Source organism: Actinomyces sp. oral taxon 170 str. F0386, from assembly GCF_000195595.1.
In the GTDB taxonomy this organism is placed as follows: Bacteria; Actinomycetota; Actinomycetes; order Actinomycetales; family Actinomycetaceae; genus Actinomyces.
On the sequence record NZ_GL882544.1, the window covers coordinates 63,934 to 89,479 of the forward strand.

Genomic DNA, 25,546 nt, shown 5'->3' on the forward strand with positions numbered 1-25,546 from the left:
CCGACATAAGGAAACTCCTCATCATGGCTGTCTCTCACCTCGTCGTCTCCCAGTCATTCCTCTCGCGCCGCCGGCTGCTGGCAGGAGGCCTGGCGCTCACCGGCGCCGGAGCACTTGCCGCCTGCTCCACGGGGACCGCCAGCCGCGCGGCGTCGGCCTCGACGGCCGGAGGCGCACTGACCATCGGCCTGACCTACACGCCGAACATCCAGTTCGCCCCCTTCTACATGGCTAAGAAGGACGGGACATACGCCGCGAACGTGACGCTGCACCACCACGGGGCGCAGGACGGTCTCTTCGACGCCCTCCAGAGCGGCCAGGAGCAGCTCGTCGTCGCCGGCGCCGACGAGGCGGTGGTGGCCACCTCCAACGGCTCCGACCTCGTCGTTGTGGGCGGCTACTACCAGTCCTACCCGGCCTGCCTCATCGTGCCCGAGGACTCTTCAATCAACGTTCCGGCGGACCTGAAGAGCAGGACGGTCGGCACACCGGGCCGCAAGGGGGAGACCTGGTATGCCCTTCAGCTGGCCATGTCCACGGCCTCCCTGACCGAGTCCGACCTGACGATCCAGGACATCGGCTACACCCAGCAGGCTGCGCTCGTCGGCGGCAAGGTCGACGCCGTCGTCGGCTTCTCCAACAACGACGCGATCCAGATCCGCCAGGCCGGCACCCCCGTGCGTACCATCCAGGTCGCCGATCGGATCCCCCTCGTGGGCGTCTCGCTGGTGACGACCCGATCCCTGCTGGACTCCCGTCGCCAGGACCTCGAGACCGTCGTCAAGGCCTCGATCAAGGGCATGACCGCCTTCGTCAAGGACCCCGACGCGGCGGTCGAGGCCACCAAGGACCACATGGACGACCTCAAGGTGGATCAGACACAGGCGAAGCGCGCCCGCGAGGTCGCCGTGGCCACCGGCAAGCTGGTCAGCGGCGACGGTTCCCACCCCATCGGCTCGGTGCGGGTCGATGACGTCGCCTCCATGATCGATTTCCTCACCTCCCACAAGCTCCTGGGTGACAAGAAGACGCCCAAGGCCGCCGAGGTGTGCGTACCCCTGGGGCAGTAAGTACACGGGTGTCAGGGGCGCGCCGGTCGCGTCGTCATTCCTCCGGCGGGGAGTCCGGTGTCGGATCCTGCTCGCCGTCGTGGTGCTCGTAGTGGGCCATGCCCAGCTCGCGGTGCGCGATGCGCCGTAGCGCAAGGAGTACCGGCTCGTAGACCACGGTCCCCAGGACCGCCTGCCTCACCGAGTCCTCGCGCGACTGCCAAGGAACGCGCTCGATATCGGCGCGAGCAGTTCGCCGTGCGGCCTCGACATAAACGGCCAACTGCTCCGAGCTCATGGCCATACCGATCTCCTCAGCGAAAGCCAGAGCCACGTCGAGGTGCCTGACCGCAGGATGCTCGGGGGAGCAGGGCAGGCCGAACTGCTCCAGTACCACACGCGCCTTGCCCGCCCTCGACTCCTCGTGCTGGTGAGGGGCTGGGATCGCCTCGGTCGCGAACTTCATGGCCTCCCACGGCTCCTGATCCGGTTGATGGATCACGTCGATGACATCACGCACCTGCTCAATGGATGCACCTAGGACGTGCATGAGTCCCCGAATGAGGCGCAGCCTCTCCAGGTGCTGAGTCCCGTAGTCAGACTGCCGCGCGTTGACGGGCGTACCGGCGGGCAGGAGGCCTTCGCGGATGTAGTACTTGATCGTCGCCACCGGGGTCCTGGACTCCTTGGCGAGCTCCGAGATACGCATGATCCTCCTTCTCCAGCGGCGTCGCCGGGCCGTCGTGCGATATCACCCAGGTCCGAGCATACGAGCGCCCACGGCCCCCAAGGCTCACGCGCGCCGATGCCAAGGCTTGAAGGGAAACAGCTCGACCACCTGAGACGGCAGAACGGCGGCGACGTCTCCCGCGACCTGGTTGGTAGGGAGCGTTGGGTTGACATGTAGATAGTAACGGTATCTACTTAGTTCGATACTTTCACTATCCAGTTAGGGGTCGTCTTGTCCACCCAGACCACACATCGTTCGCTCGGCGAGCCTTCCTCCACCCCGCCAACCACCGGAACCGGGGACCATCATCGAATCCCTCCTGCGTGGGTCATGCTTGCAATCGCCCTTCCCACCCTGATGACGTCACTGGACTCCCTGGTGGTCACGATCGCGCTTCCGCAGATTCACCGGGACCTGGGGGCCTCGGTCACCGAGCTGCAATGGTTCGTCAATGCCTACACGCTCACTTATGCCACCTTGATCCTGCCAACCGCAGCACTAGGGGACCGGATCGGGCGCCGCAGGCTCTTCCTGTGGGCGGTGTTCCTGTTCACCTCAGCTTCAGCTCTGGCAGCACTGGCCTCCACACCCTTGGCGCTCATCGCCGCCCGGGTGGTCCAAGGTGCCAGCGGGGCGGCCATCGGCTCACTGTCCCTGGCGCTCCTGGCCGACGCCGTACCCCCGCACCTGCGAGAGCTCGCCATCGGTGTGTGGGGCAGCGTCAATGGCCTGGGTGTTGCCGCCGGCCCCATCGTCGGAGGCGCCGTCGTTGAGGATCTGCACTGGAGCTTCATCTTCTGGATCAATCTCCCAGTGGGCGCCCTGTCCCTGTCACTGGGATGGTGGAGTCTTCGCAACGTTGTCATCGTGGGCAGAGCCCGGTCGACCGATCTCGCGGGACTGGCGATGGTGGCGACCTTCGTCTTTCCGCTGACGTGGGCGCTGGTGGAGGGCGGCAACCGCGGCTGGACCAGCCCCCAGGTTCTTGGATGCATGGCTCTGGCGCTGGCCTCACTGGCCGGATTCATCCGGCGTGAACGCACCGCCCGTCGTGCATTTGTGCCCGTGCACCTGTTCCGCGACCGGCGCTTCGACCTGGTCAACACCGTGGCGATACTCTTCTCCGCCGGGACCTTCGGATCAGTGTTCCTCGTCAGTCAGTACCTTCAGATCGGGATGGGCTTCGACCCGCTGGAGTCGGGGCTGCGCGCAGCGCCATGGACCATGGTTCCCATGGTGGTGGCCCCGCTGGCGGGGGTGCTCGTCAAGCGGTACCGGCCAAGGGCGGTGCTGCTGATCGGCATGGTGCTGCAGACGACGGCAGTGGCGTGCTTCATGCTTCTGGCGCACATGAGCAGCGTTTACGGCGCCTACGTCACGCCCATGCTCATCGCGGGTACTGGTATGGGGCTGACCTTCTCTCCGTTGGCAACCGCAGTCCTGGAAGGGATCTCGTCTCAGGACCGTGCCGTCGTCTCAGGGATCAACCAGACGGCTCGCCAGCTGGGAACGGCCACAGGCATTGCACTGTGCACCGCCCTCTTCACCACCTTCGGCGCCTACGCCCCCGGTGAGAGATTCACCGCTGGACTCGTCCCAGCGCTGGGCGCCTGCACGATCCTGCTGGTGGCGGCCACAACGCTTGTCGTTGCCATGCCTCGCGGCCATCTACAGCCGGCAGGCCAGGAGTGAAGAGACGAGGATGGCTCGGGCCCCGACCTCATAGAGCTCGTCCATGACCCGGTTCATGTCCGTCCGCGGGACCATAGCGCGCACCGCCACCCAGTCGGGGTTCTGCAGCGGGGAGACGGTGGGGGACTCGATGCCCGGGGTGAGGGCCGCCGCCAGGTGCAGCTTGTTCATGGGGATGTCGTAGTCCACGAGCACGTAGGCGCGGGCGCGCAGCACCCCCTCCAGGCGACGCACGAGCGTGGCCAGGCCGGGCTCACCTCGGTACTGCTCGGTGGTGATGAGCACGGCCTCGCTGATGAGGATCGGGTCCCCGAAGGTCTCCAGGCCGGCCGCCCGCAACGTCGTGCCGGTCTCGACGACGTCGGCGATGAGGTCGGCCACGCCCAGCTGGACCGAGGACTCCACAGCACCGTCGAGGTGAACGGTCTGCGCCTCCACGCCCCGGGAGGCCAGGTAGCTGCGCACCAGGACGTCGTAGGAGGTGGCCACGCGCCGCTCGGCGACATCGGCCAGGGAAGTCATCGTTCCCTTGGGGGCGGCGAAGCGGAAGGTGGAACGGGCGAAGCCCAGGGGCAGGTGCTCGACGGCGTCGACCCCGGAGTCCAGGAGCAGGTCTCGTCCGGTGATGCCGGCGTGCACGGTACCCTGGCCGACGTAAACGGCGATGTCGCGAGGACGCAGGAAGAACAGCTCAACATCGTTGGTCTCGTCGACGAGCACGAGCTCGCGCCCCGTACGGCGGGTGCGGTAGCCCGCCTCGGAGAGCATGGTGATGGCGGGATCCGACAGGGAGCCCTTGTTGGGGACGGCGATACGCAGCACGGCGGTTCCTGATCTGTGGCGAGAAGGTGGGAGAGCTTTCGAGACTTACAGGTAGCGGTAGACGTCCTGGAGACTGTAGCCCTTGGCGACCATCATGACCTGGGCGTGATAGAGCAGCTGGCTGATCTCCTCGCAGGCGGCCTCATCGGACTCGTGCTCGCAGGCCATCCAGGCCTCGGCGGCCTCCTCGACGAGCTTCTTGCCGATGAAGTGGACCCCGCGGTCCAGCTCCTCCACCGTCCCGGAGCCCTCGGGGCGGGAGGCCGCCTTGTGCTGCAGCTCGTTGAAAAGGTCCTCAAAGGTCTTCATGGCTACAGGCTATCGGAAAGCAGACGAGACACCGACCGACTGTAGACCCACCCGAGCCCCGAGCAGGCGGCTCCCACATGACCATCCGCGCGTCTTGGGTGGGTGCCCTCCCTCCGCAAACGGCACCCACCCGACACGACGGGGCGACTCACCCCCGGATGGCTGCCCGCCGGGCGTCGAGCATTGCCGCCACCATCGCCAACGAGCCGATGAGCAGGCTCAGGAGGACGACCTCCAGCCAGCGCCCGGGGAACTGATGGGCCACGGTCATCCAACCCCAGGGCGCCAGGCGCCACAGCCAGGTGGCCGCCAGAACGTCGTTGCCGCCGATGAGCAGCCCCATGATGACCAGGATGACGTTGAGGACGATCGCCACGACGATCCGGGTGCTCAGAGCCACCGCCAGACTGACGGCCGCGATCATGAAGACCACGGCCGGCATCACCATGAGCCCGTAGACCGAGCCGGCCACCGCCGGCAGGCTCGGATCGTTGCGGGTCAGAGTGTCGCCGAGGACGGTCACGATCCAGGAGACGACCAGGACCGGGATGAGGAAGAAGCCACTCAGGACCGCAGCTGAGGTCAGGATGCCCCCGACCCCTCGGCGGGTGATGAGCGTACGCCAGGCGGGCTGGAGGCGTCCCCACACCGTGATGCCGACGAGGGCCGCGGCAACCGGCGCTCCCATGAGCTCGAGGAAGCTCTGCCCGTATCCGGGTGGATACACGGTGCGGAGGACACTCAGGAAGGCGAGCAGCAGGGTCGCCAGGACCGCCCACACGATCCAGGGCAGGACGCCGGCCATCGCCAGGACGGCATTGCGCGGCCCGGGGATACGGGCCATGCGGGTGGCGGGCGTAGCACGGAACTGCGGGGTGCTCCGGGGCGGCGACGTCGGAGCCTCCACCGGGACCTGTTCCGAGACGTTCTCCGGCTGAATGTCGGTGGCCTGTCCGCCGGGAAGCAGGCGTCTGAGCCCGACGACGAACCACGCCGAGGACTCAGCACCCCCAGATGTGCCGCCGAGAACGGCCAGGCCGGTACCGGCCAGCGTCAGGGCGGCCGTCAGCACGAACCCGGGCAGGAGCGGGTAGCCCCACACCGGCGAGTCCGCCTCGAGCAGCACGCTGCTGCCGTGAACACCCAGCAGGGGCAACGGGACCCTGGCCGTCCAGGCCCACGGGAGCATCCACCAGTCGCTCCGCTCGGCCTGGACCACACCCACCACGGACCAGACGAAGCCGAGGACAGGGGCGACCCCGACGGCGATGACTCGCAGCACGCGGAAGGCTGCCATGCCCCAGGCGCAGGCCCCGGTGACGACGATCCACATATAGGCGGCGAACAGCAGATACCTGTCCCAGGGGCCCCAGCCGCTGCCGACGATAAGAGCGTGCCCCACCACCGGGGCGACCAGTGCCACCTGGCAGGCCAGCGCGGACAGGCTCAGTACTACGAGGCGGGCAGCCGCCACCCGGCGCGGCTCAACGGCGCGCCAGGCCGTCCCGCCCTGACGCCACCGCCGCTCACGCCACTGGGCCATCACCCCGGTCAGCAGCCCCAGAGGCACCGCGAAGGCCCCGGCATACATGTGCATCCACGCCAGAGCATTGCCGTTCCACTGGAGCTCCCTGACCACGCCCGAGGAGATCGAGGCGTTCGCCAGGATGACGGTGTGAGCGGTGAAGACGAGGGTCGCCCCGATGACGCCCCAGGTGAAGGTGCGCCGGCTGCGGGTGAGCTCGGCACGCACCAGGTCCCACAGATCTACCCTCGCTTCTGCCTTCCCCCGAACCTTCACCCGGGGCTGCGGCTGCACAACGGTGCTCATGCGCACACCTCCGTCCCGGTGCGGCGTCCGCCTCCGGTGACCGCCGCCAGGAAGGCCTTTTCCATGGCTCGCTCGTCGTCGGCGTCGGCGAAGTCGGCCAGCGGACCCTCGTAGACGAGACGACCGGTCGCCAGGACCCCGATGTCGTCGCTCATGCGTGCGATCTCGCCAAGCTGGTGGCTGGAGACGACGACGGTGCGGCCCTCGTCGGCCAGGTCCCGCACGAGATCGCGCAGCTCGATGATGCCCTGGGGATCCAGCCCGTTCTGGGGCTCGTCGAGAATGAGGACCTCCGGGTCGGTCAGGAGCGCCATGGCCAGGGACAGTCGCACCTTCATGCCGGTGGAGAAGGAGCCGGCACGCTTCCTACCGACTCCCACCAGTCCCACGCGCTCCAGGAGCGGGGCGATGGCCTCCGGCGAGGTGCCGGTCAGGCGGCAGTGGACGAGCAGGTTGCGAGAGGCGGACAGCTGGGGGAAGAGCGCGGGGCCGTTGATGGAGGCGCCCACCTGGGCCAGGCTGCGCCGAGAAAAGGGGGTGCCCTGGATCTCCACGCGGCCGGCGTCGGGCCTCAGCAGCCCCAGAGCGATGTTGAAGGCGGTCGACTTGCCGGCGCCGTTGAGACCGAGCAGCCCGTAGACACGGCCGGGGTAGGCAGACAGGTCGAGCTCAGTGAGGACCTGCTGGCGGCCGAAGGACTTCGAGACACCAGTGAGCCTCAGCCCGGGGGCGACACCGACGCCGTGGGCAGGGGACTGGGAAGAAGCTGTTGTCAGGGGAGATGTCATGGCCCCATACTCGTGCGCGCAGGTAGCTCGGCAGATCCCCACCAGGGATACAGCCCGTACCCGCCCCCACAGTCGCGTCTCCTCCCTGGGGAGGAGAGCTACTGCGGTTGCACGAGCCCGGTGGTCAGGGCGTAGATGACGAGCTCGACCCTGTTGTGGCAGCCGGTCTTGCCCAGAATCGTCTTGACGTGAGACTTGACCGTCGACTCGGCGACATGGAGCCGCTCGCCGATCTGGGCATTGCTCAGCCCCTGGCACACGAGGGCCAGGACGGCTTCCTCCCGCCCGGTCAGGGGATCATAGGGGCCCGCCGGCGCCCCCACAACGGGTGCGGCACCGCCGGACTGTTCCACTGGCGAGGTCGGGAGCTGTGGAGCATTCGCACCCGAACCTGTGGTCGCATCAGCACTCGTATCGAGATGGGCCAGAACGGTACCTGTGATGGCCGGATCCAACCAGGACCCACCGCGGGCGACGACGCGGACCGCCTCAAGCAGCGTCGTCGGCTCAGCGTCCTTGAGCAGGAAACCGCTGGCACCAGCACCCAGGGCCGCCAAGACAAGATCCTCATCATCGAAGGTGGTCAGAACCAGGACCCGCAAGGAGGCGGTGACCGGTGCGGCGCGCAGCTCACGAATGGCACTGATCCCGTCCAGCACAGGCATTCGCAGATCCATGAGCACCAGGTCGGTACTGCCTTGAGAATCACGGGCTCGGGCACTGAGTCGGTCGACAGCCTCGCGCCCGTTGACGGCCTCCAGAACGACCTCCATGTCGGGTTGCGCGTCCACGAGGGCGCTGAAAGCGCTCACCAGCAGGGGCTGGTCGTCGACAACGGCGACCTTGATCGTGCTAAGGGTCATCTGGAGTCTCCTGATCCTGTCTCATCGGTCATCTCACCGGAGTCCTGGTCCGGATCCGTGGCGCTCGCGGGCAGCTCGAGCGGCACCACAGGAAAGTCGACGTCAAGGGTGAAGAAGCTGCTGCCCTCATCATCGTGCTGAACGCCGTGGGTCATGGTTCCGCCCACGAGCCTGAGTCGCTCCTCCAGACCGACGAGCCCGCTGCCTCCGAACGGCGAGTGCTCCACCGCCTCGGGCACCGGGTTGGACACGTGAAGATGGCACGATGCCGGGGACAGCATCAGGCTCAGCTCGATCTGACCGGATCCGTGCCTGACAGCGTTGGTAAGCGCCTCTCCAACGAGCCGGACGAGGGTGAGCCGCTGTATCGCCGACCATCCCTCGTTGCAGCGCTCCAGCACTCCTGGCCTCGGCAGCATGGCATTGATACGGGTACCTGATCCTCGGGTCGTCTCGATGAGCACGGGGATGGTGCGCAGGTCCGCCAGCGGGGTGATCTCTCCGGTGTCGGAGCGTAGGACGGAGACGAGCTGGCGCACGGAGGTCAGGGATGCGTCGGCCGTGTCGCGCACGGCGGTCAGGGTGCTGCGCAGTCGCTCCTCACCGCCCAGAGCCAGGCCGGTGGCGGCCTGCACCTTGATCGTCGTGAGGCTGTGGCCCACGAGATCATGGAGCTCACGAGCCAGGCTGAGCCGCTCGGAGGCAACCGCCTGAGCCGCCGCGATGCCGATGTCGCGGGCCTGGTTCTCGGCGACCCGGCGCCGGGAGGACGCCAGCAGGTAGGTCAGTACCACGGCACCGACGAACACCAGGCTGGTTAGTGTCCGGACCATGATAAGGGCCCAGATCGAGTCATCGCCCACTGTGGGATTCACGCCGGACTGGTTCGGCCTGGAGTAGGAGCTGAAGGTAACAGGATTGACCAGAGCGCCGGCCAGCGCCAGCAGGAGTGCCGTCATGCCCCAGCGCCGGTCGGGCTCCCATCGGGTGACGGTGTAGAGGCTGGTGATGGCCGTGGCGATGATCGGGTTGAGTCCGAGGTTGACCGGGGAGACGGCGACGAGCACCGCGTAGGCTGCCAGTAGCGTGTAGGTCGCGATGAAGGAGGCGTGCAAGAGGCGCAGCCTGCCGAACTGCGTCAGCGCCAGCGCCGTGCACAGGGCGGAGTCGGCGACGTAGACGGCGTAGGCGCCGAAGCGGAGGATGAAGGTGAGCGACTCCAGGGCGAAGGCGAGGAAGATGATCCCCAGGGCCACGTCCACCACCGGGACGGAGTACCGCGACCAGCGGCCTGCTCGCCTCAGCAGCATACGGTGACGGGCCCGCCAGTCGTAGGCCGCCGACAGGTTCGTCGTCAGGGCCAGTGCCGCTTCTTCGACCGGTGAGCCCACCCGGGCGCCTCGATCAGCCACGCGCCGTCCCCGTGCGCAGGAGCTGGCACACGTGGCGGCCCGCCGCGGCCGCGGTGATGAAGGCGGCCGCGTCCTCCTCGAGGCCCAGCCGCATGGTGGACAGTCTCACTCCGGTCTCCGCCTCGGCCGCACGCAGCCGCTCCAGGAGCCCATCGGAGGGGATCTCGATGAGGCGGTGCTGCACGGCGCCCCGCCGCGGTGCGCACAGGGCCTCGGCCTCCTGGCGCACCTGCGCCCCCAGTTCCCCTTCCATGTCGGTGACGACGATGTCGGCCCCCGCCAGGGCGACCCGTCCGTAGGCGGTCATCGAGTGGTGGGATACACCTCGGTGGCGAGCGCGGGCGTCGGCCTGGGAGACACGCAGGCAAGCCACCGCTCGCCCGCCCAGGGCGGCGATGGCATTGACCGTGTCCCCGCAGGCCACCCCGGAGAAGCCCCAGGGCGTCTCTGTGCCCAGGTTCCCGGGGCCCTGAATGACGACGGCGGCATCCGCGTGCAGCACGTGCCGGGCGGCCAGGAGTGCGTTGTGGACGCTGACCGCCTCAATATCACCACCCCAGGCCTGCCCGGCCGTCACGGTCCCGGCCAGCCACCCGGCCTCACGCAGGGCGGCGGCGAGGCGTGAGTAGGCAAGGGGCAGGGCCCCGCCGTCGGTCATGATGTAGACGACGCGCGGCTGCTCCGCACCGTCGGGGGAGCGCAGCCCGGCGAGTACGGCCGGCAGGCTCGAGTGCAGGTCGGCCACCACCGCTGGCATCCCCTCCAGATCGAGCTCGCCGATCGGTCGGGACAGCAGGCCGTGGTGGTCGGTGCCCTGCTCGTCGACGCCGGTGACCATCACCTGATCAGGCATGTAGCGGGCCTTGACGAGGTGCCCCTCGCGGGGTGGGTCAGCGGGAAGGATATCCAGGCGGGCACTGACCATGGCGTGTCCTCCTGTGCCCAGGGCGCGGTCGAGGGCTGAGACCTCCAGCCTCACCCGCTCCCCGTCGATGGGAACCCCGGCGAGGGCCTCGTAGGCGACCGCGCGGACCCGCTGGCCGGGCAGCAGGCTGCGCGCACCGCTCGGCGCTCTCGTGATCTCCACGTCCAGCACCGCGCAGGAGCGCCCCTCGGGGCCCCATGCCGCTCTGGTCCCGCTCACTACGCCGTCGCGCCACATCATGGCGGCAGACTATCCGGGCACGCGCGCCACGAGCCGCAGGCCGCCCGATTCTCCTAGGCTGGGGGACCGTGAGCCAGCAGACCCGTAGTACCGAGGAGCGCCTGGTGAGCCTCCTACTCACCCTTCGCAACACCAGCGCCGGGCTCAGTGCCGAGGAGCTTGTCGCCGGCGTGCCGGGGTACGCATCAAGCGGCCCGGCCACCAACCCGGACTCGGCGCGCCGCAAGTTCGAGCGGGACAAGGACACGCTGCGTGAGCTCGGCATCGAGGTGACCACAACCGGGCGTCCAGAGGAGCCCCGCTACCGCATTGACGAGGAGGACTACGCCCTGCCAGCGCTGCACCTGAGCGCCGAGCAGGCGGCCTGCCTGAGCCTGGCTGCCTCCGCCTGGCGCGGCGGGGACCTGCCCGCCACCGCCAAGCGGGCCCTGACCAAGCTGAGGGCCGTGAGCGAGGGACCGACGGGAAGCAGTTCCACCGGCCTTCCGGCTCTCACCGCGGATCTGTCTGGTGACGAGATCCCCGAGGCCCTTGTCGCCGCGGTCGACGAACGTCGCCTGGTCACCTTCGACTACGTCTCCGCCCGCTCGGGCAGTACTCGTGCCCGCACCGTCGAGCCCCATCACCTGCGCCTGGCCGACGGCGCCTGGTACCTCGACGCCGTCGAGCCATCTGCGGTCCACGACACGAACAGCACCAGGGGCTCAGAGGAACCGGAAGGAACCGCCGTCAGGCTGCTGACCTTCCGCCTGGCCCGCATTGCGGGGCAGGTGATCGTCCATGGACACCCCGGTGCCTTCACACGGTTGCCCGCCAGCACCCCGCCCCGCCGGCGGGCACTTCTCGCCGTGCTGCCGGGACGCGCCCTGGGGCTGCGTCTGGCCGGTGCTCACCTCGATCCCGAGCCGGATCCCCAGACCGACCTGCCTGCGCACCTGAAGGGCCGCGACCTCATCTCCGTCGAGTACGAGGACCCCTTCTCCTTCGCCGGCACCGTGGCCGCCCTCGGGGATAGTGCGGTGGTCCTCGCTCCGTCCTCCTTACGCGAGGCTGTCCTGGCCCATCTGCGAGGTGCCGCCGCGCTCACGACCTCGGAGGGGAACTGACGATGGCGCGCGTCTCCACCTCCGACCAGCTCACGCGACTGCTCGCCCTGCCCGCCTGGGTCGCGGACAACCCCGGCGTGTCCATCAAGGAGGCCGCCAGGCACTTCGGCGTCACTCCGGCTGTCATTGAGCGGGACGTCAACACGTTGTGGGTCTCCGGACTGCCTGGCGGTCTGCACGGGGACCTCGTGGACTTCGATGCCTCCGACTTCGATGCCGGGCGCCTGAGCCTCGCCGAGCCACTGGGACTGGACCGCCCGGTTCGCCTCACCCGGCAGGAGGCGATCTCCTTGCTCATGGCACTCAGGGTGCTCGCCGATCTCCTGGTCGACGACGAGGGCTCCGCACCCGCGATCGCCTCCACCCAGCGGGCGGTCGCCGACCTGCTCACCGCAGATGCTTCCGCCGACGACGCTGAGGCGCAGGTCGATGTGAAAGCCGGCCCTCCACCCAGCCTGGTCTCCGAGTATGCCGACCGTTCCGGTCGCACGGCCCAGCTCCTGACCGCCGTGCACTCCGCGCTGCGGGACAGGCGCCGACTTCACCTGGTCTATGTCTCCGCCACCGATACCCCCTCCGAGCGGGACGTCGACCCCATCGCCTTGAAGAGTGACGGATCCCATATGACACTCGTAGCCTGGTGCCGCAGTGCCAAGGCTGAGCGCAGTTTCCGTCTGGACCGGATCACGTCTATCGAGGTGCTCGACGCTCCTGCCGTCCGGCATCGCGCCTCGCACAGAAGGAACGACCCCGATGTCGATCACTCCGCAGAGGAACGGCCCCGCGCCACACTGACGCTGCGTCCGACGGGCCGCTGGCTCGTGGAGCAGGTCCCATGCATCTCCCAGGAGGAGACTGCGGACGGCAGTCTCAGGGTCGTTGTGGAGGGACGTGACCGGACCTGGCTCATTGGGCTGGTGCTCTCGGCGGGCCGCCACCTCATCGCCGTCGAGCCCGCGGACCTTGCCCAGAACGCCGCAGAGGCCGCTCAACAGGCCCTGACCTCCTATGACACTGATGCGGAGTGAGGCCTCCCCAAGAGTAGCCGGCTCCGTCCGCCTTGGGGAGAACCGGCAGCACCGTCATTCTGAGGCACCCGCCAGGGAGGCTACACTCAGCCCGTATCGATAGCCCCCTATCTGCAAGGAGCAGCGCCGTGAAGTTCACTCCGACGCATATCGTCGTCCTGCTTGTCCTCGTCCTGCTGGTCTTTGGTTCCAGCAAGCTGCCTGACATCGCCCGGAGCGTGGGCCAGTCCATGAAGGTCTTCAAGAAGGAGGTCAAGGAGCTGCGCGACGAGGACGACGACAAGAAGCCTGCAGCCCAGATCCAGCAGCAGCCTCAGGAGGGCACCTACTACACCGAGCCCACCCAGTCCGGTCAGACCGCTCAGAGCGCCGAGGGCTCTTCCCAGAAGTGACGGCATCCGGTAGGAACCGGTGACCTGGAGACGAAGGAGGCTGTGGTGCCCAAGCTCCCTCGAATCAAGCGATCGAGGCGCAAGGACAACCCCGAGGCGCGCATGTCCATCGGGGACCACTTGCGTGAGCTGCGCAACCGGCTCTTCATCTCTGCCCTAGGCGTCCTGGTGATGTCGGTTGTGGGCTACCTGCTGTACGAGCGGGCCTTCTCCCTCATCACCCGACCGATCGAGGCCGCCAATGCCCGCGGCGCCAACCTCACGCTGAACTTCGACACGATCCTTGCCTCCTTCGATATGAGGCTCCAGGTCTCCATCTGGCTCGGCGTCCTGTTCTCCGCCCCGCTGTGGATGTACGAGTTCTGGGCCTTTGTGGGGCCGGGCATGACCCGCAAGGAGAAGGTCTACACCTGGGCCTACGGCGTCGTGGGACTGTTGCTCTTCTCTGCTGGCGCCGCCCTGGGGGTCTGGGTCATGCCACATGCGGTTGCCATCCTCACCAGCTTCATTCCTGATGGTCCTACGGCGGGACTCATCAACGCAGGCGTCTACCTGACCTTCACCATGCGACTGGTGCTCGTCTTCGGACTCGCCTTCCTCCTGCCCGAGCTCCTCGTCGCCCTCAACATGCTGGGGCTCATGAAGGGTACGACAATGCTCAAGGGCTGGCGCTGGGCCGTCGTTGCCATCTTCACCTTCATGGCCTTCGCCAACCCGCTGCCCGATCCCTGGTCCATGATCTTCATGGCTCTTCCCGTGACCGGCCTGTACTTCCTGGCCTGCTTCATCTCGATCCAGCATGACAAGCGGGTGGAGAGGAAACGCGATCAGCTCGATGCTGAGCTGGAGGCCGCCCTGACCGAGTAGCCAGACATCTCAGCCGTTCTTCCTGACCTTCGCATCTGTCCCCTCATGCGTATAGCCCTGCTGTCCAATCCCTCCTCCGGACGCGGCCGTCATGCGGCTGCCGACGACGTCACCCGCCGGCTCCTGGGCGAGGCCGGGCACGAGGTGCTCCACGTGCGCGGCAGCTCGTATGAACAGGCGCGTCGTGCTGGCCGCGCCCTTCTGGGAGACGGACCAAACCAGGACGTCGAGGCGCTGGTCGTCGTCGGCGGTGACGGCATGGTGCACCTGGGCGTGGACATCGTCGCCATGACGGATGTGCCGCTGGGCATCGTGGCCACCGGCACCGGCAACGACATCGCCAGGCACTTCGGCCTGCCCAGACGGGATGCGGTCGCCTCCGCCCACCTCATCGACCAGGCACTGTCCGGTGAGGGAGCGATCACGGCGATCGACGCGATCTACGCCTCCCGCCCGGACGGCGCCCTGCTCGCCCCACAACACCGCTGGTCTCTGGCCGTGGTGAGCGCCGGCCTGGATGCCGCCGTCAACGCTCGCGCCAACGCCTTGACCTGGCCCGCTCACGAGGGACGCTACGTACGAGCCTTGATAGCCGAGCTCGTGGCGATGGCGCCCTACGGCTACCGGGTCACTACCGACACGGGCACCTGGGACGGCTCCGCACTCCTGCTGGCGGTGGCCAACACGCGCTACGTCGGCGGCGGTATGGACCTGGCGCCCGAGGCCGATCCCACTGATGGTCTGCTGGAGATCCTGCGCCTGGATCCCGTGGGCAGAGCCCGCCTGGTCGCTCTGTTCGGCCGGCTGTCCAGCGGTACTCACCTGACTGACCCGGCCGTCCACATCGAGCGTAGTCGCAGCATCACCATTGAGGCGCTGGACGAGCGCACCGGCCGCGACCGGGGCCTGCGCCCGCCCCCGCGCCCCTTCGCCGACGGCGAGCCCCTGGCCGAGCTGCCTCTGCGCCTCGAGGCCGTCCCCGACGCCGTGAGGCTGCTCCTGCCGGCCCAGGGTGGATCCGGCCCGTAGGGTGTCCCCATGAGCTCTCCAGCCGAGCGCTATGCCGCATCTCGTCGTCGACAGGCCGTCGCCAGCAGTGAGCTCGCCCGCTTCTCCCAGGGTTACTCCTTCTCTCTCGACCCGTTCCAGGAGAAGGCCTGTGCCGCTGTTGAAAAAGGCGAGGGCGTTCTCGTTGCGGCTCCGACGGGGGCCGGTAAGACGGTGGTGGGGGAGTTCGCCGTCCACCTCGGGCTGGTCCGGGGGTTCAAGACCTTCTACACCACGCCGATCAAGGCTCTGAGCAACCAGAAGTACCTGGACCTCGTGGCCCGGCACGGCGAGGAGAAGGTGGGGCTGCTCACCGGAGACAGTTCCGTCAACCCGCACGCGGACGTCGTGGTCATGACCACCGAGGTGCTGCGCAACATGCTCTACTCGGGCTCTCGCGATCTGAATCGGCTGGGCTTCGTGGTCATGGACGAGGTCCACTACCTGGCCGACCGCTTCCGCGGGCCGGTGTGGGAGGAGGTCATCATCCACCTGCCCGCCGAGGTCCAGGTGATCTCCCTGTCCGCCACGGTCTCCAACGCCGAGGAGTTCGGTGACTGGCTCGGCCAGGTGCGGGGAAGAACCGCCGTCGTCGTCTCCGAGGATCGCCCCGTCCCGCTGACCCAGCACATGATGGTCGGTCGCCGGCTGCTGCCGTTGTACTCCCACCCCACCGATGGCACAGAACCCGCCAACCCCACCGGCACGGCGGAGCCGGAGCGGACAGAGCAGACGGAGCAGTCTGTGCAGCCCCCGCTCAACCCCGAGCTGCTCAAGGCCGTCAAGCAGGCCCGGCGCGCCGCCGCCTCCGGGGGCGCCTCCAAGAACAGCTACCGCAGCCGCGGTGGCGGATCCGGCCGGGGACCGCAGCCCTGGAAGCGCTCCGCAAGAGGCGGACGCGCGCCCCGCCGCGGTGAGGGTGGCGCCCGCACGGCGCGACTCAAGCCACCCTCGCGACTGCAGGTCATCAAGGCCCTGGAGGAGGCGACCCTGCTGCCCGCCATCGTCTTCGTCTTCTCCCGAGCCGGCTGCGAGCAGGCCATCCACCAGGTGGTGAGCGCCGGGGTGGACCTGACCACCGAGGCCGAGGCGGCCCGGATCCGTGAAGTGATCGAGCGGCGTACCGCGGACATCCCGGCCGGCGACCTGGGAGTTCTGGGCTTCCACTTCTGGGCCCATGCCCTGGAGCGCGGCGTCGCGGCGCACCACGCGGGGCTGCTGCCCGTGTTCAAGGAGACCGTCGAGGAGCTCTTCAGCGCGGGTCTGGTCAAGGTCGTCTACGCCACCGAGACCCTGGCGCTGGGCATCAACATGCCCGCGCGTACGGTGGTCCTGGAGTCGCTGCGCAAGTGGAACGGCTCGGCCCACGTCACCCTCAGCCCGGGGGAGTACACCCAGCTCACCGGGCGGGCGGGGCGGCGCGGCATCGACATCGAGGGCCACGCCGTAGTCCTGGCCGCCGACGACGTCGAGCCGGCCACGGTCTCCTCACTGGCCTCCCGGCGCACCTACCCGCTGGTCTCCGCCTTCCGTCCGACCTACAACATGGCCGTCAACCTGCTCGAGCGCATGCCTCGGGCACGGGTCCGCGAGGTGCTCGAGGAGTCCTTCGCCCAGTTCCAGGCCGACCGCGGCGTCGTGGAGCTGGCTGCCCAGGCACGCCGCAGGCGCCGCAGCCTGGAGGGTCTGGAAAAGGACATGACCTGCCGCCTGGGGGACTTCCGCGAGTACGCAGCCCTGCGCCAGGCCATCGCCGACGCCGAGGCGGACCTGTCGCGTGACAAGGCCGCCGCGCGCCGCAGCGAGACGGGCAGGGCCATGAGCACGCTGGGGCGCGGCGACGTCGTCGTCTTCCGCAAGGGCCGACGTCGCCGGCACGGCATCGTCCTGGAGATCGGTGCGGACCGCACCGGGATCCCCAGCATCACGGTGCTGGGGGAGGACTCGCGGGTCGTCACCCTGACCCCGGACACGGCGCCGGACGGTGTCATGCGCGTGGGCGCGCTGCGGGTGGCCGAGTCGGTGGACCCGCACCGGCCCCGGGACCGTGACCGGCTCGTCCAGCGCCTGGTGGATGCTCTGCGCGCCGGGGACCTGGAGGACGGCACAAGACGCACGCGTACCCGCTCCGGACGAGCACAGGCTCGCCGGGACAGCGCGATTGAGAACCTTGAGCGACTGCGCCACGAAATGCGCTCGCACCCCTGTCACGGGTGCCCCGACCGGGAGGGACACGCTCGGATCGGCCGCAAGTGGTCCAGGGCCAAGGCCGAGGCCGAGCGTCTCCAGCGGCGCATCGAGACCCGTACCGGCACCATTGCGCGTCTCTTCGACGCTGTGTGCGAGGTACTGCTCGAGCTGGGCTACCTGCGGCCCGTGGACCGCGGCCACCCGGAGCGCGAGCTGCGGGTCACCGGTGCCGGCGGAATCCTGGCTCGGATCTACGCTGAGCGGGACCTACTCATCACCGAGTGCCTGCGCACGGGCGTCTTCGAGGGTCTCAGCGCGGGGGAACTTGCCGGGGCGCTGAGCGCCTGCGTCTACGAGCCACGGCTGAGCGCGCAGTCGATCGGGCTTCCGGTGGCACCCGGGTCCAGACTCGGCCAGTGCCTGCGCACACAGCTGGGGGTCTCGCACCGGATCCATGACCTGGAGTCCCTGGCTCGTATCGAGGCGTCCTCGGGAGCCGAGCCGGCGTTGGCCGGAGCCGTCCAGGCATGGTGCGACGGCGCCCAGCTGGCGGACATCCTCGATGCCACAGAGCTGACGGCCGGGGACTTCGTGCGCTGGTGCAAGCAGCTGCTCGACGTCGTCGGCCAGATCGCGAGCCTCTCACCACCACCGGATGCCGCTGCCGATCAGGCCAGAGCGGTCACCAACCTGTCGATACGGGCCGCCGAGGCCTCCCTGGATCTCAACCGGGGAGTGGTGAGCTGGTCCGCCATGTGAGATGCCTGCCCTGCGCTCTCCAGCCGCCTCAGGGCACCGCGGCGGGTAGGCTCGTCGCAGCCGACACCTCGAACGACAGGACTCATGCCCCTATGTCAGGCTTCTTCGCTCTCCTCGACGACATTGCCACGCTCGCCAAGCTGACGCTGTCCACTGTTGACGACACGGCCTCGATCGCCGTCAAGACCTCCGCGAAGGTATCGGCGGCCGCCGTTGACGACGTGGCCACCACGCCCCAGTACGTCACAGGCATCACCCCGGATCGCGAGCTGCCGATCATCAAGAAGATCACGCTGGGCTCGCTTCGCAACAAGCTTCTCTTCATCCTGCCGATCGGCCTGCTGCTGACTGCGGTGGCGCCGGTGCTCCTGCCGGTCGCACTCATTTTCGGTGGTGCCTACCTGTGCTTCGAGGGCGGGGAGAAGATCCTGGAGCGCTTCGGTATCACTGCTCATGCAGAGGAGGAGACCGGCCCGGTCGACGAGGCCCAGATCGTCCGTCAGGCCATCACCACGGACTTCGTCCTGTCCACCGAGATCATGCTGCTGGCCCTGGCCGAGGTGGAGGGGGAGTCCTCCATGCGGCGAATCATCGTCCTGGTTCTCATCGCCCTGCTCATCACCTTCGCCGTCTACGGTCTGGTCGCCGCGCTCATCAAGCTCGACGACGCCGGGGCGCACCTGGCATCCAGTGGCCGTACCAGAGCCACCCAAGCGCTCGGCCGCGCGATCGTGAAGTCGGCACCGGCGCTCTTCCGCGGCATCGGGATCGTCGGCACCGTGGCGATGCTGTGGGTCGGTGGCCACATCCTGGCACTCAACCTCGCCAAGGTCGGCTTCCATCCGTTGCACCACGCCATCGAGTGGGCCGAGGAACTCACCCACAACCCGATCCTGTCCTGGATCACAGGAACAGCCATGTCCTGCCTCATCGGGGCGATCACCGGCACCCTGCTGGCACTGGCCTGGCAGCCCGTGCACCACGCCCTGGCGCGCCGCCGGGCTTCACGACTGAGAGCTACCTGCTGAGCCCGTCACCGAGGAAGGCGAGGATGGCGCGCACCCGCCGGTTCTCCTCGGAGGGGTCCAGCCCCAGCTTGAGGAAGATCGCCGAGACGTGCTTGGCAACTGCTGCCCCCGACACAACCATCTGGGCCGAGATCTGACTGTTCGACAGCCCCCGGGCCATGAGCTCGAGGACCTCGAGCTCGCGCGGCGTCAGATCTGCGAGTCCTGAGCGAGAGCTGCGCACCATGGCACGGGCCACCTCCGGGTCGGTCACCATGCCTCCGGCCAGGACCACTCGCAGAGAGCCCAGGAAGTCCGCGACCTCCGAGACCCTGTCCTTGAGCAGATACCCCGACCCACCGGCGTCTGCCGGGGCATCGGAGGCGAGGAGCTGCTGGGCGTAGGTCGCAGACACGTACTGGCTGAGCACCATGATGGAAACGGAGGGGTGGCGGCGCCGAATGTCCAGCGCGGCCTCCAGCCCGTCGTTCCTCATGGACGGAGGCATGCGGACATCGGTGATCACAGCATCGGGTAGGTGTCCCTGGCTACCCAGGTGGTCGATGCGCCGGATGAGAGCCGGTGCACTGCTCTCCCGGGCGATGACGTCGTAGCCCTGGCGCTCCAGCAGACCTGCCAGCCCCTCGCGCAGGAGGGCCGAGTCATCGGCGAGTACCAGTGAGGGGGCCGTACTCATGTCTCCCGCCCTTCTGCGTTAATCGTGCCGCCCGTACTGTCTACGCCGTCCATGCCGATGCCGCTCTCCCCGCGGGCCAGGAGGAGGGGCAGGTGCGCTGCGACCTGGGTCGGCCCACCCGGGGGACTGGACAGCAGAAGCTCTCCACCGAAGGCCGCGAGTCGTTCCCTCATGCCCGCCAGGCCGTGACCCGGCTGGAGGTAGGCCCCGCCGGCCCCGGTGTCGACGACGCAGACCCTCAGGTTCTTATCCACGCTCAGCAGGATTGTCACTTCTGCATCAGGGGCGTGTTTGAGCGCGTTGGTCATCGCCTCCAGGGCGAAGAAGTAGGCCGCGGCCAGCACTCCCTCGGGCATCGTCGGCAGAGGGTGCGGACAGACGATTCTGACGGTCCTGCCGGTCCTGTCTGCCCGATCCACCGCGTCTGTCAGAGCAGCCTTCAGGCCGAGATCAGTGAGCACCTGGGGGTGGATGCCGCGCACTGTGGTGCGCAGCGACTCGAGCCCGCCGGCGATGGCCGACTTCGCCTCGCCCAGAAGAGCGGCGAGTGCGGGATCCGCGGTGACGGCGGGGGAGAGCTGTGCCTCACCGAGCTTCATGAGCCCGACGACGAGCCGTTGCTGAGCGCCGTCGTGCAGATCGCGTTCGATACGGCGGCGCTCGATCTCGTAGGCCGCAACAATCTTCCGACGGGAGGCCGTCAGCTCGGCGATCCGCCGGGCGGCAACGGCCTCATGCGTGGGTCTGGACCTGCCGAGCCATCGCGGAGAGAACCTGAGCTGCACGCTCCCAAGGTACCGTGTCCCGTTCGCCTGAGGCGTCAGGCTGGGCACCAACTACCCGAGAGGTATACCCAGCACTACCTCGACAGCAGTGCGAGCACTATCGCGATCGCGTCGAGAAAACGATGAAATAAGAGCCATGAGCACACCACTGATCACCACCAGCGACATTGTCAAGCGCTTCGGTACGGTGACGGCTCTGGCCGGCCTGACTATCAACGTCTCCGCAGGTGAGAGCGTCGCGATCATGGGGCCCTCGGGCTCGGGCAAGTCGACCCTGCTGCACTGCCTGTCCGGAGTTCTCGTCCCGGATCAGGGGAGCGTAGGCTTCGGGGGCACCGAGATCTCCCGTCTCACTGATGCGCAGCGATCCCATCTGCGACTGCGCGAGCTGGGATTCGTCTTTCAGGACAGCCAGCTCATCCCCGAGCTGCCGGCTCGGGAGAACGTGGCTCTTCCGCTCATGCTTACCGGAACACCGACGCGTTCGGCACTGCGCGCCGCCGATGAGGTGCTCGCACGGCTCGGCCTGGCGGATCTCAGGGGGCGGCGCCCTGCGCAGATGTCCGGCGGTCAGGCCCAGCGGGTCGCGATCGCCCGGGCGCTGGTGGGTAGCCCCCGTGCCATCTTCGCCGACGAGCCCTCCGGGGCACTGGACCAGGCAACCGGTCACGAGATGATGCAGCTGCTGACAGCGGCCGCCTCCATGGCCGGCGCGACGCTGGTCGTGGTGACGCACGACGTCAATGTTGCTCGCTGGTGCTCACGCCTTATCGAGATCCGTGACGGACTGGTCCACTCAGACCGCCGCCTGAACGCCAGCACAGCCCGTGGTTCCATGCAAGCCGCAGAGTCGGAGGTCGCCCGATGAGCACCTCGATGACCACCTCGGTTCCCAGCTCTGCCGCCGTGCTTGCGACAGGCTCATCCCGCGTTGCGGTCTCCCGACCCGGTCTCGCGGTTCTCGCCCGCCTCACCGCGCGTCTGACCCGCGCACGCCTCACCTCCCGCGAGGGGGAGACGCTGCTGTACCTGGCTAGCGTTTTGGCATACACCGTGGCCACCTGTGCAGCCCTGACCGTCGCCGGGGGTACATGGATGCTCTACAGCCGTGGAACGCACCCGGAACGGGTTCCGGTATGGGAGGCCGCGGCCAAGAACGCGGGCTACGGCTTCGACTTCATGGCTTCGCAGTACCTCAGCATGTCCGTTCTGGCCTGCGCCATGCTGGTGCCAGCCATGGTGGGGCTGGCCTCTAGCGCCGCGGTCCTGGGAGCGCGCAGCCGTGAGAGGCGCCTGGCTGTTCTGCGCCTGATGGGCCTGTCCGGGGCGGACGTCACCCGAATGTCCCTGCTGGACGCCCTCGTGCAGTCGGCTGCCGGCGCAGTCATTGGCACTGCAGCCTACCTGGTCACTCTTCCCGCCTGGAGCAGCCTCACCGTCATGGGAACCCGGATCACTGCCAGTGAGATGGTGTTGCCGCTACGGTTCCTGGCCGCCGTCCTGGTGGGGGTCCTCGCGGTCGGCCAGGTCTCGGCATGGCGGGGGCTGCGCCAGGTCCGGATCTCCCCTCTGGGCGTCTCACGACGAACCAACGGACCGCGCGCCGGCGTCTGGCGCATCGTCGTGTTCCTTGTGACGCTGTTCAGTGCCCCGCACATCATTCGGTCGGTACCGTCACAGCATCGTTATATCATCGTGTGCGTCATGATCGTGGCACTCATCGCCGTCTTCGACCTGGCCGGGTCATGGTTCACGCAGCTGCTCTCCCGAGGGCTCGCCCGGCTACGCGGCCCGGTCATGCGTTGGACCGCTCGCCGGATCCAGGCAGCCCCCACCGCGACGTGGCACCGGGTCTCCGCCATGGGGCTGCTGGCCTTCATCGGCGGTTTCATGTCACTCATGCCGCTGGGGTTGAGCGCCATGACGACGACGGAAGCCGATTCGGCCGAGTCCTTCGTTTGCAGCATCCTGTGGGACGTTGACAAGGGGGCCGTCATCACCCTGGCCTTCGGGTTCGCCCTAACGGCCACCTCCATCCTCATCACCCAGGCCTCAGGAACCATCGAGCGCGCGGAGCAGTCCCGCAGCCTGCATCGCATGGGCGCTCCTGCAGGCTACGGCCTGCGCGTCATGTGGATGGAGGCCTACACACCGCTCCTCCTCGCCGTTCTGGGCGGTGCGGGTCTGGGCATCGTCATGGGCTCGCTCCTGATGGGGACTTCTCCAACGTCCGGTGCGTCTCCGCTGGTAGTCGGTGTCATCACCGTCGGATTGGTCATCACGGGCCTCGCCCTGGGCGCCTGCCACCCGCTGTACCACCGGCTCCTGGGAACACAGGAGCGCCATAACGACTGACGGCTGTCATCCGTCGAGAATGAGAGGAGGCGCCGGCGCATTGCCCGTATGCTTCACCGCGTGACAGTGCCCTCCTGGTCCACCCGTTGGCTTCGCCGATCAGCCCCCGCGGCTGTGGCGATGCTGGCGGGCCTGGCCACCTACACCGCCTTTCCGCCGATAAACCTGTGGTGGTCGTCCCTCATTGGGGTCGGGACACTCATGCTGCTCGTCCGAGGCCGCCGGTTCTGGCCCGGTACCGGTCTGGGGCTGTTCTACGGCCTCGGCCTGTTCACACCCCTGCTGCACTTCACGATGGTGGGGATGGGCAACCCGATCGGCTGGATCGCGCTGACGCTCTTCGAGTCGCTCTACCTGGCCGGCCTCGGCGGCGCGTGGGCTCTGGTCAGCCGGCTCCCACTGCTTGAGGGGGCCTCCAGCGGCCGAAACCCGCTGCACCATGTGCCCGCTGGTGCCCGGGGTGTTCTCGCCTTCGCTCTTCTGTGGTCGGGCGTCGAGGAGCTGCGCTCGGTGTGGCCACTGGGCGGTTTTCCCTTCGGGCGTCTGGCCTTCGCCATGGCCGACGCCCCGGTCCTGCCTGCAGCCGCCTATGTCGGCAGCACCGGCGTAGGACTGCTGGTAGCTCTGGCCGCTGCATGCGTTGCTCACATGGCGAAGACCCTCTATGAGCGTCGCCTCGTCCCCGTCGTCGTCTCCACGGCGCTCGCCGCGGCTCTGCTCGTCGCACCGCGGCTACTGCCGCTGGATACACGAGCCGAGAACGGAACCGTTCGTGTCGGAGCCGTCCAGGGAAACGTCGCCACCGACTTCGAGGACGCCTTCAACCGGGCCCTGGAGGTGACTGGCAACCACGCTGAGGCCACGCGGAAGCTGGCCGACGACGTCGGCCCTGGAAACCTCGACATGGTCATATGGCCGGAGAACTCCGCCGACCTGGACCCGCGCGACTACCCGGCCTCGGCGGCCATCGTCGATGAGGCGGCCCAGGCTGTCCAGGCACCGGTGCTCGTGGGCGCAGTGCCCTTCGTCGACGACATCCGCTACAACGACGTCCTCGTGTGGAATCCCGGAGACGTCTCCGGGAAGACGACTCATCCGTACTACCGCAAGCACCGGCCCGTGCCCTTCGCCGAGTACATTCCCGCTCGTTCCCTCGTGCGGCGCCTGACCACCCAGGTAGACCGGGTCGGCATCGATATGCTGCCCGGCACCGGGTCCAGCACGCTGACGGTTCCCGCCGTCTCCCAGGACCGAGAGGTCACCTTCGCCATGGGGATCTGCTTCGAGGTCGCCTACGACGACGCTCTGCGCACCGGCGTCAGGCAGGGTGGGCAGGCCATCGTCATCCCGACCAATAACGCCTCCTTCCTCGACTCCGGCGAGGCCGCCCAGCAGCTCGCCCAGGGCCGCGTCCAGGCAGTGGTGCACGGCCGCAGCGTCATCCAGGCCTCCACCGTCGGTTACACCGCGATTATCAACCCCCGCGGCGAGGTCGAGCAGGTGACCCGGCCCTATACTCAGGCGAGCCTCGTGGCCGATGTCCCGCTGCGCAGCTCACAAACCGTCGCCGACCGCCTCGGCCCCGTCCCCGGCCTCATCATCCTGGCCGGTGCGGGCCTGCTGCTCAGCGCAGGTATTGTCGGTCAGGTACGTCTGCGTAGGAAGACGACGGCTCAGGTTCACCGGCGTCGACGCTGATCTCAGATACCCTCGGGGTGTCTCAAGTGGCCGCGGCGCCACACACCTCAACCTTGGAGAGAGAAGTGAAGGCACTCGTCGTCATCCCGACCTACAACGAGATCGAGTCCCTGCCCACGGCACTGGACCGGGTCCGCGAGCACGCTCCCGAGGCGGACATTCTCGTCGTCGACGACGGTTCCCCCGACGGCACCGGTGACTACGCCGACACCCGTGCCGACGGGGACTCCCACATCCACGTCCTGCACCGCTCGGAGAAGAACGGGTTGGGACCGGCCTACCTCGCCGGATTCTCCTGGGCGCTGGCGGCCGGCTACGAGCTCATCGTTGAGATGGATGCTGACGGCTCCCACCGGGCCGAGGATCTGACCCTGCTCATCCAGCGCGCCGAGATGGCCGACGAGCCCGATCTCGTCATCGGGTCGCGGTGGGTCTCCGGTGGCGCTACCGAAGGCTGGGACGCCAAGCGGGTGGCCCTGTCCAAGGCCGGGAATCTCTACATCAACGCCATGCTGGGGCTGCGGGTCAAGGACGCGACCGCGGGCTTCCGGGTCTTCCGAGCCTCCGTCCTGCGCCGTATGGACCTGGGCGAGGTTGAGGCCCTCGGGTACGGGTTCCAGGTCAATATGACCAAGCTCGTCGACGAGGTCGGGGGCCGCATCGTGGAGATGCCGATCACCTTCCTGGAGCGTGAGGCCGGCCAGTCCAAGCTCTCCGGGGGGATCTTCACCGAGGAGCTGTCCCTAGTGACCCGTTGGGGTGTCGCCAAGCGCTCCGGGCAGTTGCTCGACGCCGCCAAGATCGCCGGAAGCCGGCTACGTGCAGCGCGGGACAAGCGCCGCCGGGCTGCGACGGGGTACCAGCGGCACCCGTCAGCCTCATCGCGTCAGAAACGTTCCTGACCGACATCATCTGACGTCATCCAAGAAGGACATCGAAAGGACCACCCGTGAA

General features: G+C 68.1%; 23 protein-coding genes. 13 read left to right on the forward strand and 10 right to left on the reverse strand.

What is annotated here, in order from left to right:
- The first annotated feature begins 23 nt into the window (after window positions 1-23).
- The gene (locus tag HMPREF9056_RS08340) at window positions 24-1,070 is read left to right on the forward strand and encodes an ABC transporter substrate-binding protein (RefSeq protein WP_009404424.1); all 1,047 of its coding nucleotides are present in this window, start codon (window positions 24-26) and stop codon (window positions 1,068-1,070) included.
- Between the two features lie 34 nt (window positions 1,071-1,104).
- Here the strand turns inward: HMPREF9056_RS08340 and HMPREF9056_RS08345 are convergent, their stop codons facing one another.
- The gene (locus tag HMPREF9056_RS08345; RefSeq protein ID WP_009404426.1) at window positions 1,105-1,758 is read right to left on the reverse strand and encodes a MerR family transcriptional regulator; all 654 of its coding nucleotides are present in this window, start codon (window positions 1,756-1,758) and stop codon (window positions 1,105-1,107) included.
- A gap of 351 nt (window positions 1,759-2,109) precedes the next feature.
- On the opposite strand from HMPREF9056_RS08345, the gene HMPREF9056_RS08350 reads away from it, so the two are divergent.
- Window positions 2,110-3,471, forward strand: a complete 1,362-nt coding sequence (locus HMPREF9056_RS08350; protein ID WP_009404430.1) for an MFS transporter — start codon at window positions 2,110-2,112, stop codon at window positions 3,469-3,471.
- On the opposite strand, the gene hisG is transcribed toward HMPREF9056_RS08350, so the two are convergent.
- The 7 genes from hisG to HMPREF9056_RS08385 all read right to left on the reverse strand — a co-directional run bounded on the left by hisG (window position 3,448) and on the right by HMPREF9056_RS08385 (window position 10,661).
- Complete coding sequence (gene hisG, locus HMPREF9056_RS08355; protein ID WP_009404432.1) at window positions 3,448-4,293, reverse strand: ATP phosphoribosyltransferase; 846 nt, start codon at window positions 4,291-4,293, stop codon at window positions 3,448-3,450. The two genes, HMPREF9056_RS08350 and hisG, sit on opposite strands and share 24 nt — an antisense overlap.
- A gap of 45 nt (window positions 4,294-4,338) precedes the next feature.
- Window positions 4,339-4,602, reverse strand: a complete 264-nt coding sequence (locus HMPREF9056_RS08360) for a phosphoribosyl-ATP diphosphatase (protein ID WP_009404435.1) — start codon at window positions 4,600-4,602, stop codon at window positions 4,339-4,341.
- A 148-nt stretch (window positions 4,603-4,750) separates the two neighbouring features.
- The gene (locus HMPREF9056_RS08365; RefSeq protein ID WP_009404437.1) at window positions 4,751-6,433 is read right to left on the reverse strand and encodes a hypothetical protein; all 1,683 of its coding nucleotides are present in this window, start codon (window positions 6,431-6,433) and stop codon (window positions 4,751-4,753) included.
- The gene (locus HMPREF9056_RS08370) at window positions 6,430-7,221 is read right to left on the reverse strand and encodes an ABC transporter ATP-binding protein (RefSeq protein WP_009404438.1); all 792 of its coding nucleotides are present in this window, start codon (window positions 7,219-7,221) and stop codon (window positions 6,430-6,432) included. Before HMPREF9056_RS08370 ends, HMPREF9056_RS08365 begins: the two co-directional genes overlap by 4 nt.
- Window positions 7,222-7,319: 98 nt before the next feature.
- Window positions 7,320-8,084: a response regulator transcription factor gene (locus tag HMPREF9056_RS08375; RefSeq protein ID WP_009404439.1), complete on the reverse strand. Its 765-nt coding sequence runs from the start codon at window positions 8,082-8,084 to the stop codon at window positions 7,320-7,322.
- Window positions 8,081-9,496, reverse strand: coding sequence for a sensor histidine kinase (locus tag HMPREF9056_RS08380; protein WP_050793029.1), 1,416 nt, complete (start codon window positions 9,494-9,496; stop codon window positions 8,081-8,083). Before HMPREF9056_RS08380 ends, HMPREF9056_RS08375 begins: the two co-directional genes overlap by 4 nt.
- Window positions 9,489-10,661, reverse strand: coding sequence for a DUF3866 family protein (locus tag HMPREF9056_RS08385; protein ID WP_009404441.1), 1,173 nt, complete (start codon window positions 10,659-10,661; stop codon window positions 9,489-9,491). Before HMPREF9056_RS08385 ends, HMPREF9056_RS08380 begins: the two co-directional genes overlap by 8 nt.
- Window positions 10,662-10,729: 68 nt before the next feature.
- Here HMPREF9056_RS08385 and HMPREF9056_RS08390 point away from each other — a divergent pair, with 68 nt between their 5' ends.
- From HMPREF9056_RS08390 to HMPREF9056_RS08420, 7 genes are all read left to right on the forward strand, one after another.
- A complete protein-coding gene (locus HMPREF9056_RS08390; protein WP_009404442.1) occupies window positions 10,730-11,767 on the forward strand; it encodes a YafY family protein in 1,038 nt (345 codons plus the stop codon).
- Between the two features lie 2 nt (window positions 11,768-11,769).
- Window positions 11,770-12,795, forward strand: coding sequence for a YafY family protein (locus HMPREF9056_RS08395; protein WP_009404443.1), 1,026 nt, complete (start codon window positions 11,770-11,772; stop codon window positions 12,793-12,795).
- Window positions 12,796-12,923: 128 nt separating this feature from the next.
- Window positions 12,924-13,187, forward strand: coding sequence for a Sec-independent protein translocase subunit TatA (tatA, locus tag HMPREF9056_RS08400; RefSeq protein WP_009404444.1), 264 nt, complete (start codon window positions 12,924-12,926; stop codon window positions 13,185-13,187).
- 45 nt (window positions 13,188-13,232) lie between these two features.
- Window positions 13,233-14,054, forward strand: a complete 822-nt coding sequence (tatC, locus tag HMPREF9056_RS08405) for a twin-arginine translocase subunit TatC (protein WP_034514318.1) — start codon at window positions 13,233-13,235, stop codon at window positions 14,052-14,054.
- Between the two features lie 45 nt (window positions 14,055-14,099).
- Window positions 14,100-15,083: a diacylglycerol kinase family protein gene (locus HMPREF9056_RS08410; protein ID WP_034514319.1), complete on the forward strand. Its 984-nt coding sequence runs from the start codon at window positions 14,100-14,102 to the stop codon at window positions 15,081-15,083.
- Between the two features lie 9 nt (window positions 15,084-15,092).
- Window positions 15,093-18,050, forward strand: a complete 2,958-nt coding sequence (locus tag HMPREF9056_RS08415; protein ID WP_009404451.1) for an RNA helicase — start codon at window positions 15,093-15,095, stop codon at window positions 18,048-18,050.
- A gap of 92 nt (window positions 18,051-18,142) precedes the next feature.
- On the forward strand, window positions 18,143-19,078 hold the full coding sequence (locus HMPREF9056_RS08420) for a DUF808 domain-containing protein (RefSeq protein WP_009404452.1): 936 nt from the start codon (window positions 18,143-18,145) through the stop codon (window positions 19,076-19,078).
- Here HMPREF9056_RS08420 and HMPREF9056_RS08425 read toward each other — a convergent pair.
- Both HMPREF9056_RS08425 and HMPREF9056_RS08430 read right to left on the reverse strand, forming a co-directional pair.
- A complete protein-coding gene (locus tag HMPREF9056_RS08425) occupies window positions 19,068-19,754 on the reverse strand; it encodes a response regulator transcription factor (RefSeq protein WP_009404453.1) in 687 nt (228 codons plus the stop codon). The two genes, HMPREF9056_RS08420 and HMPREF9056_RS08425, sit on opposite strands and share 11 nt — an antisense overlap.
- Window positions 19,751-20,539: a sensor histidine kinase gene (locus HMPREF9056_RS08430; protein WP_050793041.1), complete on the reverse strand. Its 789-nt coding sequence runs from the start codon at window positions 20,537-20,539 to the stop codon at window positions 19,751-19,753. Before HMPREF9056_RS08430 ends, HMPREF9056_RS08425 begins: the two co-directional genes overlap by 4 nt.
- A gap of 136 nt (window positions 20,540-20,675) precedes the next feature.
- Between HMPREF9056_RS08430 and HMPREF9056_RS08435 the strand changes: the two genes are divergently transcribed.
- From HMPREF9056_RS08435 to HMPREF9056_RS08450, 4 genes are all read left to right on the forward strand, one after another.
- Window positions 20,676-21,407, forward strand: coding sequence for an ABC transporter ATP-binding protein (locus HMPREF9056_RS08435; protein WP_009404455.1), 732 nt, complete (start codon window positions 20,676-20,678; stop codon window positions 21,405-21,407).
- Complete coding sequence (locus tag HMPREF9056_RS08440) at window positions 21,404-22,894, forward strand: FtsX-like permease family protein (protein ID WP_009404456.1); 1,491 nt, start codon at window positions 21,404-21,406, stop codon at window positions 22,892-22,894. The genes HMPREF9056_RS08435 and HMPREF9056_RS08440 overlap by 4 nt, the downstream gene beginning before the upstream one ends.
- Window positions 22,895-23,014: 120 nt before the next feature.
- Window positions 23,015-24,592 (forward strand): apolipoprotein N-acyltransferase, encoded by a 1,578-nt coding sequence (lnt, locus tag HMPREF9056_RS08445; RefSeq protein WP_009404457.1) that lies wholly within the window; start codon window positions 23,015-23,017, stop codon window positions 24,590-24,592.
- A gap of 65 nt (window positions 24,593-24,657) precedes the next feature.
- Complete coding sequence (locus tag HMPREF9056_RS08450) at window positions 24,658-25,494, forward strand: polyprenol monophosphomannose synthase (protein ID WP_009404458.1); 837 nt, start codon at window positions 24,658-24,660, stop codon at window positions 25,492-25,494.
- The last annotated feature ends 52 nt before the right edge of the window (window positions 25,495-25,546 follow it).

What these genes read in the sequence shown, in the direction of transcription:
- HMPREF9056_RS08375 (WP_009404439.1), bottom strand. Translation starts at nt 8,084, where the DNA reads ATGACCCTTAGCACGATCAAGGTCGCCGTTGTCGACGACCAGCCCCTG.
- HMPREF9056_RS08410 (WP_034514319.1), top strand. Translation starts at nt 14,100, where the DNA reads ATGCGTATAGCCCTGCTGTCCAATCCCTCCTCCGGACGCGGCCGTCAT.
- HMPREF9056_RS08340 (WP_009404424.1), top strand. Translation starts at nt 24, where the DNA reads ATGGCTGTCTCTCACCTCGTCGTCTCCCAGTCATTCCTCTCGCGCCGC.
- HMPREF9056_RS08365 (WP_009404437.1), bottom strand. Translation starts at nt 6,433, where the DNA reads ATGAGCACCGTTGTGCAGCCGCAGCCCCGGGTGAAGGTTCGGGGGAAG.
- HMPREF9056_RS08440 (WP_009404456.1), top strand. Translation starts at nt 21,404, where the DNA reads ATGAGCACCTCGATGACCACCTCGGTTCCCAGCTCTGCCGCCGTGCTT.
- HMPREF9056_RS08350 (WP_009404430.1), top strand. Translation starts at nt 2,110, where the DNA reads ATGCTTGCAATCGCCCTTCCCACCCTGATGACGTCACTGGACTCCCTG.
- HMPREF9056_RS08415 (WP_009404451.1), top strand. Translation starts at nt 15,093, where the DNA reads ATGAGCTCTCCAGCCGAGCGCTATGCCGCATCTCGTCGTCGACAGGCC.
- HMPREF9056_RS08370 (WP_009404438.1), bottom strand. Translation starts at nt 7,221, where the DNA reads ATGACATCTCCCCTGACAACAGCTTCTTCCCAGTCCCCTGCCCACGGC.
- HMPREF9056_RS08385 (WP_009404441.1), bottom strand. Translation starts at nt 10,661, where the DNA reads ATGATGTGGCGCGACGGCGTAGTGAGCGGGACCAGAGCGGCATGGGGC.
- HMPREF9056_RS08435 (WP_009404455.1), top strand. Translation starts at nt 20,676, where the DNA reads ATGAGCACACCACTGATCACCACCAGCGACATTGTCAAGCGCTTCGGT.
- lnt (WP_009404457.1), top strand. Translation starts at nt 23,015, where the DNA reads ATGCTGGCGGGCCTGGCCACCTACACCGCCTTTCCGCCGATAAACCTG.
- HMPREF9056_RS08395 (WP_009404443.1), top strand. Translation starts at nt 11,770, where the DNA reads ATGGCGCGCGTCTCCACCTCCGACCAGCTCACGCGACTGCTCGCCCTG.
- HMPREF9056_RS08360 (WP_009404435.1), bottom strand. Translation starts at nt 4,602, where the DNA reads ATGAAGACCTTTGAGGACCTTTTCAACGAGCTGCAGCACAAGGCGGCC.
- HMPREF9056_RS08420 (WP_009404452.1), top strand. Translation starts at nt 18,143, where the DNA reads ATGTCAGGCTTCTTCGCTCTCCTCGACGACATTGCCACGCTCGCCAAG.
- HMPREF9056_RS08345 (WP_009404426.1), bottom strand. Translation starts at nt 1,758, where the DNA reads ATGCGTATCTCGGAGCTCGCCAAGGAGTCCAGGACCCCGGTGGCGACG.
- HMPREF9056_RS08425 (WP_009404453.1), bottom strand. Translation starts at nt 19,754, where the DNA reads ATGAGTACGGCCCCCTCACTGGTACTCGCCGATGACTCGGCCCTCCTG.